This is a genomic window from Longimicrobiaceae bacterium (assembly GCA_036375715.1).
Taxonomy (GTDB): Bacteria; Gemmatimonadota; Gemmatimonadetes; order Longimicrobiales; family Longimicrobiaceae; genus DASVBS01.
In genome coordinates this window covers 18,923-28,574 of the sequence record DASVBS010000082.1, presented here as the reverse complement: position 1 = coordinate 28,574, position 9,652 = coordinate 18,923, and the positions used below count along the sequence as shown (strand labels likewise).

At 66.8% G+C, this 9,652-nt stretch carries 8 protein-coding genes; 5 read left to right on the top strand and 3 right to left on the bottom strand.

What is annotated here, in order from left to right:
- Positions 1–133 precede the first annotated feature (133 nt).
- Both VF167_18345 and VF167_18340 read right to left on the bottom strand, forming a co-directional pair.
- On the bottom strand, positions 134–1,087 hold the full coding sequence (locus tag VF167_18345; protein ID HEX6927392.1) for an ABC transporter ATP-binding protein: 954 nt from the start codon (positions 1,085–1,087) through the stop codon (positions 134–136).
- 189 nt (positions 1,088–1,276) lie between these two features.
- Positions 1,277–1,732 (bottom strand): pyridoxamine 5'-phosphate oxidase family protein, encoded by a 456-nt coding sequence (locus VF167_18340; protein ID HEX6927391.1) that lies wholly within the window; start codon positions 1,730–1,732, stop codon positions 1,277–1,279.
- Positions 1,733–1,847: 115 nt separating this feature from the next.
- On the opposite strand from VF167_18340, the gene VF167_18335 reads away from it, so the two are divergent.
- The 5 genes from VF167_18335 (at position 1,848) to VF167_18315 (ending at position 6,948) form a co-directional block, all read left to right on the top strand.
- Entirely contained in the window at positions 1,848–2,477 is a 630-nt protein-coding gene (locus VF167_18335; protein ID HEX6927390.1) for a VTT domain-containing protein, read from the top strand.
- A gap of 65 nt (positions 2,478–2,542) precedes the next feature.
- Complete coding sequence (locus tag VF167_18330) at positions 2,543–3,979, top strand: arylsulfatase (GenBank protein HEX6927389.1); 1,437 nt, start codon at positions 2,543–2,545, stop codon at positions 3,977–3,979.
- A 223-nt stretch (positions 3,980–4,202) separates the two neighbouring features.
- Positions 4,203–4,511: a non-heme iron oxygenase ferredoxin subunit gene (locus VF167_18325; GenBank protein HEX6927388.1), complete on the top strand. Its 309-nt coding sequence runs from the start codon at positions 4,203–4,205 to the stop codon at positions 4,509–4,511.
- 39 nt (positions 4,512–4,550) lie between these two features.
- The gene (locus VF167_18320; GenBank protein ID HEX6927387.1) at positions 4,551–6,515 is read left to right on the top strand and encodes an ABC-F family ATP-binding cassette domain-containing protein; all 1,965 of its coding nucleotides are present in this window, start codon (positions 4,551–4,553) and stop codon (positions 6,513–6,515) included.
- Between the two features lie 34 nt (positions 6,516–6,549).
- Positions 6,550–6,948, top strand: a complete 399-nt coding sequence (locus VF167_18315) for a response regulator (protein ID HEX6927386.1) — start codon at positions 6,550–6,552, stop codon at positions 6,946–6,948.
- A gap of 2 nt (positions 6,949–6,950) precedes the next feature.
- Here VF167_18315 and VF167_18310 read toward each other — a convergent pair whose 3' ends face one another.
- The gene (locus tag VF167_18310; protein HEX6927385.1) at positions 6,951–9,407 is read right to left on the bottom strand and encodes an ATP-binding protein; all 2,457 of its coding nucleotides are present in this window, start codon (positions 9,405–9,407) and stop codon (positions 6,951–6,953) included.
- Positions 9,408–9,652: the final 245 nt, after the last annotated feature.

Below are 9,652 nucleotides of genomic sequence, written 5' to 3'. Positions count from 1 at the left end.
GGCACCGGCTCGTAGCGGTAGAGCACCCAGAAGGAGATGAGGAAGATCGTCGGGAAGAGGTACCCGTAAATCATCCCCATCCGGTTGCGGAGCTGCAGCCGGAGCGTCGAGACCAGCTGGTGAAGCGCGGGCGTCATGCGGGCAGCGTCTGAGCCGCGCTGGAGGGTGTCTCCTGTGACGCCGATCCCGAGGTCAGTCCGAGGTAGACGTCCTCGAGCCGTGCCTGGCGGACGGTGAGGTCGACCAGCTCGATCCCCCGCTCACCCAGGCCGCTGGTGAGCGCCGCCAGGGCGGTCGCGGGCCGCTGCGCCTCGAAGCTCGCCTCGTTGCCGCGCACCTCCACGCCGCGCACACCCGGTAGCCGCTCGAGTAGCTCGCCGTCGAGCGGGGCGTCGGCGCTCAGGAACACCCGTGCGTGGAGGCCGGCGGCGGCGATCAGCTCCTGTGGCGTTCCGGTGGCGATGATCCTCCCGCAGTCGATCACCGCGATGCGGTCGCACAGCTCCTCCGCCTCGTCGATATAGTGGGTGGTGAGGAGCAGGGTGTGACCATCCTCTTTCATGCGGCGGATATCCCCGTGCAGATCCCGGCGCGCCCGCGCGTCCAGTCCGGTCGTGGGCTCGTCGAGGAAGACCAGCTCCGGCCGGTTCACGAACGCTAGGGCCAGGGCGAGGCGTTGCCGCTGGCCACCGGAAAGGGTGTCGAAGGGTGCCTTGGCCTTGTCGGTCAGGGCGAAGCGCTCGAGCAGCGCGGCGGGATCCTCGCGTTCCCGGTAGAACGATCCGAAGAGAGCCAGCGCCTCCGTCGGGGTGATCCGGTCCTGCAGGGCCGTCGTCTGCAGCGTTGCTCCGATCCGCTGCTTCACCTCCTTCGGATGCCGCAGCGCGTCGATGCCGCACACCTCGATGGACCCCGCGTCGGGTCGGCGCAGTCCCAGGATGCACTCGACAGTTGTGGTCTTTCCCGCCCCGTTGGGGCCAAGGATCCCCAGGATCTCGCCTTCGTGCACCTCGAAGCTCACGCCCCTTACCGCTTCGACGTCGCCGTAGCGCTTGCGCAGGTCGCGGACGATGACTTTGGGCAGCATGTACGATTCTGACAGGTTGATTCGTGCGAAGACGCGGGCGAGTTGCTTGACGGCAGTGGGCGCCGAAGGAATCTCCGTGGTCGGATCCTGCAAATCAAATCTTTGAGCGCAAAACCTTCCTTCGCGCCCAGTTGGCTGCTCTGGCCCCTGGCTGGCTGAGCCGGATCGACGGCTCGCCACACGTCTCGCCTACGCCAGCTCCTCTACCGGCACCTCGTGATACTCGAGCGCCCACTCGCGCATGTAGCGGACGCGGATGGGGATGATCCGGTAGACGATCAGCTCGGGGTTGTCAGCCTCTCCGAGGTAATACCGCAAGAGCGGGTTCGTGCTCCAGATCTCATGCAGGAGCGAGTCGTCCCGCAGCACTTCGGCGATGCCGGTGATGCGCACCTGGTTGTGCTCGTGGTCGACGTAACAGAGCTCCACGCGCGGGTTGGCGGCGATCTCCTCCGTCTTGTGGTACCCTCGCAGGTTAGCCACGTAGACGGTGAAGTTCTCCGTACGCACCGGGGAGACGGGGCGGACACGCGGCTGGTCTCCGTCTACAGTGGCCAGGAGCGGGAACTTGGCCACGCGCATGAGGTCGCGGGCCAGCGCGGGCACTTCGGCCGGATCGACCGGTTTCGGTATCGGCTTGTGCATGGGCTCAATCGTCTTCGGACGGAGGGAGGTGGAACTCTCGTGTTGCAAAGCCGTACGCGTGCGGGGCATCTTCTCCCGCACGCCCGGACCAATCACCCCTTTCAAGATAGCTGAGATGAGCCGGTACGCACTGCTGGTCCTCTCCCTGATGCTCTTCTTCCTCGCCGCCTTCCTGGTGGCGACGGCGCTGGATATCCCGCTGTTCACCGGCACCGAATGGATCCAGCATCACGCGTGGACGAGCGCCGTGTTGCTGCTCAACGTCCTCCTGGTGGGGGACGTGCTGCTGCCGATCCCGTCGAGCCTGCTCATGGTAGCCAACGGTGCGCTCCTGGGCACGTTCGGGGGGTCGGTAGCCACCCTGCTGAGCACGCTGCTCGGGGGCATCCTGGCTTTCTGGCTGGGGCGGCGAGGGGCTCCCTGGTTGATGGCGCGCATCTCCGACCGTGAACGGGAGCGAGCCGATCACTTCTTTCAGCGCTGGGGAGCGATGGCTGTGCTGGTGAGCCGCCCCGTGCCGATCGTAGCCGAGACGATCGGGATCCTGGCGGGGACCACCCCTATGGGGTGGGTGCGCTTCCTCATCTCCGTTTTCCTGGGCAACCTGCCGCCGGCCATCCTCTACGCCTTTGCCGGCGCGAGCGCCAAGAATGCCTCGTACTCGATCGCCATCTTCCTGATCCTCTGCGGGTTCGCGGGCGGGATGTGGCTGCTGGGTCGGCGCGAGGTCAGCGTTCGCGGCTGATGACGCGGGGCGAGTGGGCGAACTCTATCCGCGGAGGCATCGCGGAGCCGAGAGGACGACGAAACATGCGCAAAGGAATTCCATCCAGGCTCGTTAGCGGGCTTGCTCTCCTCCTGGTGGCGGGTGCGTGCGCGGCGCCCTCATCGACCCCCGCGCCGGACGCGGCACCACCGAACATCGTCTTCATCGTGGCGGACGATCTGGGGTACGGCGATCTGGGGGTCTACGGGCAGGAGCGGATCGCCACCCCGAGCCTCGACCGGATGGCGGCGGAGGGGATGCGCTTCACGCAGTTCTATGCGGGGAGCACGGTGTGCGCGCCCTCTCGCAGCGTGCTGATGACCGGGCTGCACACCGGGCACACCCGCGTCCGCGGGAACGGAGCGCGAGCGCTTCAGACGCTGCAGGACGAGGACTTCACCCTCGCCGAGCTGCTGCACGCCAACGGCTATCGGACCGCCCTGATCGGTAAGTGGGGCTTGGGAGAGACGGATCAGCCGGGTCGCCCTTCCGCCCAGGGGTTCGACTACTCCTTCGGGTATCTCAACCAATCGCACGCGCACAACTACTACCCGGAGTTCCTCTACCGGAACGAGCAGCGGGTCGAGCTGAGGAACGAGGTACAGCCACTGGGACGGGCGCCCGGCGCGGGCGTAGCGACGCGGCGGGTCGACTACTCCCACGATCTCTTCGCCGCGGAGGCGCTCGACTTCGTGACGGAGAACCGCGACCGGCCCTTCTTCCTCTACCTCGCGCTCACCATTCCCCACGCCAACAACGAGGCGACCCATCCCAACGCGAACGCTCCGGCGGAGAAGGGGTTGGAGGTGCCCGATCTGGGGCAGTACGCGGCTACCGACTGGCCGGCGACCGAGAAGGGATTTGCGGCCATGATCTCGCGGATGGACGCCGACGTGGGGCGCCTCCTCGACCATCTGCGGGAGCTGGGAATCGCGGAGAAGACTCTGGTGATCTTCACGTCCGACAACGGGCCGCACCAGGAAGGCGGGCACGACGCCGACTTCTTCGACAGCAACGGCCCGCTGCGGGGCATCAAGCGCGATCTGTACGAGGGAGGGATCCGGGTGCCGATGATCGCCTGGTGGCCGGGACGGGTGTCGGCGGGTAGCGTGTCCGATCACATCGGCTACGGCGGTGACTTCATGGCGACGGTGGCGGACCTGCTAGGAGCCGAGCTTCCGGTGGAGACTGATGGGGTCAGCCTGCTTCCTACTCTGCTGGGCAGGAGCGGTGAGCAGGAGCAGCACGACGCCCTCTACTGGGAGTTCTACGAGCGCGGCGGCGCCCAGGCCGTGCGCATGGGCCGTTGGAAGGGTGTGCGGAAGCCGATCTTCGAAGGACCGATCGAGCTCTACGATCTCGAGACCGACCCCGGAGAGACGCGCAATGTGGCCGCGGAGCATCCGGAAGTGGTCAGGAGGCTCGAGGAAATCATGGAAGCGGAGCATGTGGAGGCGGAGGGGTGGGAGGTGAGGAGTTGAGGGAGTTGAGGGAGCTAGGAGTTAGGAGTCAGGAGTTCTCGGGGGCCGACTTCCCGCTTCCATTCCGAGTCGAGGAGAAGCTGGGAGCCAGAAGGGGAAGCCAGGAGCCAGAATGCGTGTGATCAGCATCACGGGCGCCTGAGCCGCGGGAGCTAGCGTATAGTCTGGGCGAATCTGACGCGCCTCCCAACTCCTAACTCCTTTCCGAACGGAATAGCAGACCATGGAATACTTCGCCGCCACCCGTAGCCAGCTCTCCACTACCGAGGCTCGTGAGTTCGTGGTTGCGGGGCGCGAGATCGTTCTCTGTTTGGTGGACGACGAGGTCTACGCCCTGGACGGCATCTGTACGCACGAGGACCTGCCCCTGGATGGCGGGGAGGTGGACGACGGGGTGCTGGAATGCCCGTGGCACGGCGCCACCTATGACGTCTGCACCGGGCGAGTCCTCGGCCTGCCGGCGGTGACGCCGCTCCGCACCTATCCCGTGCGGGTCGACGAGGAGGGGAACGTCTTCGTGACCATCGAGTAGGGAGAGGCACTCTCCCCGGTACCCCTTGAGTGGCTGTTGATGATTTCCGTTTCGAACCTGGCCAAGTCCTTCGGCGATCGCACTCTTTTCGCCGGTGCGTCCTTCCAGTTGAACCCGGGGGAGCGCTACGGTCTGGTCGGAGCCAACGGCTCCGGCAAGACCACGCTGCTCAACATCCTCAGCGGCGACGTGGAGCCGAGCGACGGGACGGTGTCGGTCCCGAAGTCGCTGCGCCTCGGGGTGCTGCGCCAGGACCAGTTCCTCTACGAGGACGAGGAGGTCCTCGCGGTCACGCTCATGGGGAACCCGGAGCTGTGGAAGGCAATGGTGGAGAAGGAGCGCCTCCTCGCCAACGCGCACGAGCACTTCGATGCCGACCGCTTCTCGGTGCTTGAGGAGACGATCCAGCGGCTCGATGGTTATACCGCGGAAGCGCGCGCCGCCGAGATCCTGGAGGGGCTCGGAATCCCCACCGAGAGCCATCGTAAGCCGCTGTCCACGCTGTCCGGTGGATTCAAGTTGCGGGTGCTGCTGGCGCAGGTGCTCGCGGGCGCGCCCGACGTCCTGCTGCTCGACGAGCCGACCAACCACCTCGACATCCTGTCGATCCGCTGGCTCGAGAAGTTTCTCCAGGACTTTCCCGGTCCGGTGGTGGTCATCTCCCACGACCACCGCTTCCTTGACAACGTGGCCACCAACATCCTCGACGTCGACTACGAGACGGTCACACTCTATCACGGCAACTACTCCGACTTCGTTCGCAGCAAGCGCGAGGAGCGGGAGCGTCGTGAGAAGGAGATCGAGGCTCGCCAGAAAGAGATCGCCGAGCAGCAGAAGTTTGTCGACCGCTTCCGAGCCAAGGCCAGCAAGGCGCGGCAAGCGCAGAGCCGCGTGCGGCTGATCGAGAAGATGTCGGCGGAGCTGGTCGAGCTGCCGGGTAGCTCCCGTCGCTATCCGCGCTTCCGCTTCCAGCAACGCCGACCGAGCGGCCGGGATGTCCTTACTGTACGCGGAATCCGCAAGTCGTACGGGGACCGCGAGGTGCTACACGGGGTCGACCTGCAGGTCCGGCGCGGCGATCGGCTGGTCATCATGGGCCCGAACGGGATCGGGAAGTCGACCCTGTTGAAGATCATCATGGGCGAGGTGCAGGCCGATGGCGGTACGGTGGAATGGGGTTACGAAGCAAGCCCGGGGTACTTCGCGCAGGATCACCACGAGCAGCTCGAGGATACCGGCCGCACGATCGAGGAGTGGCTCTGGGATTACTGTCCGGGGAAGGACCGCGGCTTCGTTCGCGGTCAGCTCGGCCTCGTGCTCTTCAGCGGGTCCGACGGCGAGAAGCGCATCGGCGCACTCTCAGGCGGCGAGGCGGCCCGCCTCGTGTTTGCCCGACTGGCGATCCAGCAGCCGAACGTGCTGGTGCTCGACGAGCCCACCAACCACCTGGACCTAGAGGCAATCGAGGCGCTGGTCGCGGCGCTGCAGAGCTACGATGGAACGCTGATCTTCGTCTCCCACGACCGCTGGTTCGTGAGCCAGCTCGCCACGCGGGTGGTGGAGATTTCGCGTGAGGGAATCCGCGACTTCCACGGGACCTACGAGGAGTACGTACACGCCTGCGGTGACGATCACCTGGACGTCGACACCGTGGTGCTACGTGCCCGCAGTAGTGCGCGCGAGTCCCGCGCCCGCGAGAGCCGGCCGAGTCGCAACGGTGGGCGGTCCGAAGGTTCGCGACGATCGACCGGTGCCTCCGAGCTCGCCCGGCTGGAGCGTCGGCGAGACGAGCTGACCGCGCGCATCGAGGAGAGCGAGAGGCAGATCGCGCAGATCGATGCGACGTTCGCCTCCTCCGGGTACTTCGAGCGGGCCACCCCGGACGAGGTCAAGAAGTTGCAGGAGAAAAGGTTAGAGCTTCAGCGGACGATCGACCAACTGATGGAGGAGTGGGAACGGGTAGAGCTGGAGATCGAGACCGGCGGCGCTGCGGTCCTGAGGTAAGGGGCAGGCGCGCCACCATTGCCTCCCAGATACGATGTCCAAGACAGTACTCGTCGTCGAGGACGACCCCGATGCGCGCGCCATCTATGAGGAGGCGTTGATCGAGCGCGGTTTCGAGGTTCTCGTCGCGCTCCACGGCGCGGAGGGAGTTCACCTGGCGCGCCGTCACCATCCCGACCTCATCCTCATGGACATCCGGATGCCGGTGATGGACGGTTGGCAGGCCATCCAGTATCTCAAGGCAGATCAGTCCACGGGGCACATCCCCATCTGGGGGATCTCCGCCTATCTCGACGACGAGGAGCTGGATCGGCAGCCGAGCTGGTTTCAGTTCGACCGGCTGATTGCGAAACCCGTGGACCCCGGCGAGCTGGCTAGCGAGATCGAGCAGCGGATCGGCCGGCCCCCGCTGCCGCCCGAGCCGCTCGCCTGAGATCAGGACCTTCCGGAAACGACGTCGTACCCGGGGTTGTCGGTCGAATGGTGTTCGAGTTCGTCCTCCGCCGCTTCGCTCCCTGTCCGCGCCTCGGGTTCGCTTTCGGGCTTGAGGGTGGGGATGGTGAAGTGGAAGGCGGTGCCGCGCCCCGGCTCGCTCTCCACCCAGATCCTGCCGCCGTGCGCCTCGACGATCGCTTTCGAGATGGCGAGGCCGAGTCCGGCTCCGAGGTGCGCGGTCTCCTTTCCCCGCCAGTGACGATCGAAGACGCGAGGCAGGTCCTCCGGGGCGATTCCCGGCCCGTCGTCTATGATGGAGAAGACGATCTCCTCACGGCGCGAGGCAACCCGCAGGTGGATCGACCCTCCTTCCTGGCCGAACTTGATCGCGTTGCCCAGAAGGTTCGATAGCACCTGCCCCATCCTCTCCGCGTCGCCCTCCACCTTCGGAAGCTGCGCTTCGATCTCGCACGTCAGGCGCTGTCCCTTGTCCTTCGCCATCGGCTGCATGGACTCGCATGCCTCCTCGGCGAGGGGGCCCGGCTCCAGCGGCCGCCGCTCGATCGCCAGGCTGCCCTGGTCGAGCTGCCCGGCGTCCAGCAGGTCACGGATGAGCCGGTTCATCGAGCCTGCGGCGCGCCCGATCGTCTGCAGGTGCCGCCGCTGCTCCTCCGGATCCGTCCGCCCGTCGAGCAGCAGCTCCGCGGTCATCATCACCGTACTGAGCGGATTCCGCAGGTCGTGTGAGACGACGCTCATCATCTCGTCGCGCGCCTGGATGGCGGCGCGCGCGGCGGAGTACAGGCGCGCGTTGTCGATGGCGATGGCCGCCCGGCGGGCGAGCTCTTCGGCGAGCGCGAGGTCGCGCAGGTCGTAGGGCTCCCCCTGCTCGGAAAGCGCCAGGGTGAGGACCCCGAGCACCTGGCGCCTCGCGGTGAGGGGGACGGTGAGCAGAGAGGTGACGCCGACCTCTCGCAGGCGCTGGAAGTCGGCGTCGTCGTTGACGATGCTGCGAAGGAGCTCGTCATTCACCTCACGGAACAGCTCGCTCTCCCCCGTGGCCAGCACGCGTGCGGCCCCGTGACCCTCCCGTTCAGCGGAGGGATGGATCCGCACCTCCCTCAGGAGCGTGGTGCGTTGCGGATCCGCGTGCGTGGCCACCACCCGCTCGGTCGAGCCGTCGGAGGTACGGATGTCAACGGAGCACCAGTCGGCGAGGCGAGGAACGAGCAGGGTGGCGATGGCGTTGAGCGTATCCCGCTCGTCGAGCGAGGACGAGAGCACCCGTCCCGCGCTGGCCAGGAGCTCGCGCTCCTCCTGCATGCGGGCGTGCTCGGTGACGTCGGTGTGCGTCCCTACCCACTCGCGCACCTGCCCGTCGGGCTCGAGCACGGGGACGACGCGCGCGACGCAGGCCCGGTACTGCCCATCGTGCCGCCGGACCCGGTGCTGAACCTCGAGCGGCCGACGATTGGCCAGCGCAGCCTGCCACACGCTCGCGGTGGCCTCACGGTCCTCGGGATGGATGGCGTTGAACCATCCCCATCCCCGGTATGCCTCCAGGTTCTGGCCGGTAAACTCCGACCAGGATGTCTGTTCGCTCACCATCTCCCCGTTCGGATCGGTCGTCCAGACGATCTGGGAGGATGCCTGTATTAGGGAGCGGAAGCGGTCGTCGCTGCGGCGCAGCGCCTCGGTCTCCGCGCGTCGGCGCCGCAGGCTACGATCCACGGACGCAGCGAGCAACACCGCGGCCACCAGAAGCAGCAACACCGCGCCACCGACGAGCACCGCCACCGGGTCCACGAGGAAGTGCAGGCGAGTGGTCGGCGGCGTCACCGGGGTGCGCTTGGTCGCCACCAGCCCCGAGTAGGCCGCCGCAGGGGCGGCCACCAGCGCCACCGCGTTCCCGGCCATCCGCCACCATCTCCGTCGCGGCCGCAGCTCCCGTTCGGCGAGCGCAGTCCAGAGGAGCACGGCTGCGCCCGCGATGGTAGCCGCCGCCACCTGAATGGCAAACGGTGGGTCGGCGCGAACCGCGTTCGGCCAGCCGAGGGCTGCGAGGCCCAGGTAGTGAATGACGGCGACCGATGCGCCCCACAGCGCGGCACCAAGCGACACACGCAGCCATGCGGGGCGATGGAGGTGCAGCGCAATGAAGGAGAAGGCTACCGAGCTCAAGGCGAGCGCCAGGGCGAGCAACGCCGGGAGAACGGCATACTCGACAGGGATGGACTCACGGAAAGGAAGCAGGGTGGCGAGGCCGAGGAGCCAGAGCCCCAGCCCCAGCAGGACCACGCTCACCGCCAGCCAACCCGCTCGCGCTACCCCCGACGTGCGCGCGAGGCGGTCGTCGAGGGCCATGGCCGCCTGGTGCAGCCCCAACCCCAGCGGGAGCGACAGGAGAAGGAGCAGTACGTCGAGCACCGTGACGGCGTCCAGGACGGTGGCGCCCATGATCGCGCTTGCTGAGATCCGCCTCCGAACCCCTCAGCCGAAGGGTCGTCAGGTCGGCTCGGTCGATAGAGCTATCAGTCGATCACGTATGTAGTTAGCTCAACACGTTCTCTGCAAAGCTCCGGCCGCACGAATGGCGTGACGGAAAAGGAGCGGAGAGGAGTCAATGGTGAGGGTTGTAAGTGCAAGGAGGCGCGGAGAGCTCTCCGCGCCTCCTGTACCGTTCATAGCCCGCCGTCTCAGCT

Excerpts from the sequence above, each read along its gene's own strand:
- VF167_18345 (HEX6927392.1), bottom strand. The coding sequence starts at position 1,087 with ATGCTGCCCAAAGTCATCGTCCGCGACCTGCGCAAGCGCTACGGCGAC.
- VF167_18340 (HEX6927391.1), bottom strand. The coding sequence starts at position 1,732 with ATGCACAAGCCGATACCGAAACCGGTCGATCCGGCCGAAGTGCCCGCG.
- VF167_18335 (HEX6927390.1), top strand. The coding sequence starts at position 1,848 with ATGAGCCGGTACGCACTGCTGGTCCTCTCCCTGATGCTCTTCTTCCTC.
- VF167_18330 (HEX6927389.1), top strand. The coding sequence starts at position 2,543 with ATGCGCAAAGGAATTCCATCCAGGCTCGTTAGCGGGCTTGCTCTCCTC.
- VF167_18325 (HEX6927388.1), top strand. The coding sequence starts at position 4,203 with ATGGAATACTTCGCCGCCACCCGTAGCCAGCTCTCCACTACCGAGGCT.
- VF167_18320 (HEX6927387.1), top strand. The coding sequence starts at position 4,551 with ATGATTTCCGTTTCGAACCTGGCCAAGTCCTTCGGCGATCGCACTCTT.
- VF167_18315 (HEX6927386.1), top strand. The coding sequence starts at position 6,550 with ATGTCCAAGACAGTACTCGTCGTCGAGGACGACCCCGATGCGCGCGCC.
- VF167_18310 (HEX6927385.1), bottom strand. The coding sequence starts at position 9,407 with ATGGGCGCCACCGTCCTGGACGCCGTCACGGTGCTCGACGTACTGCTC.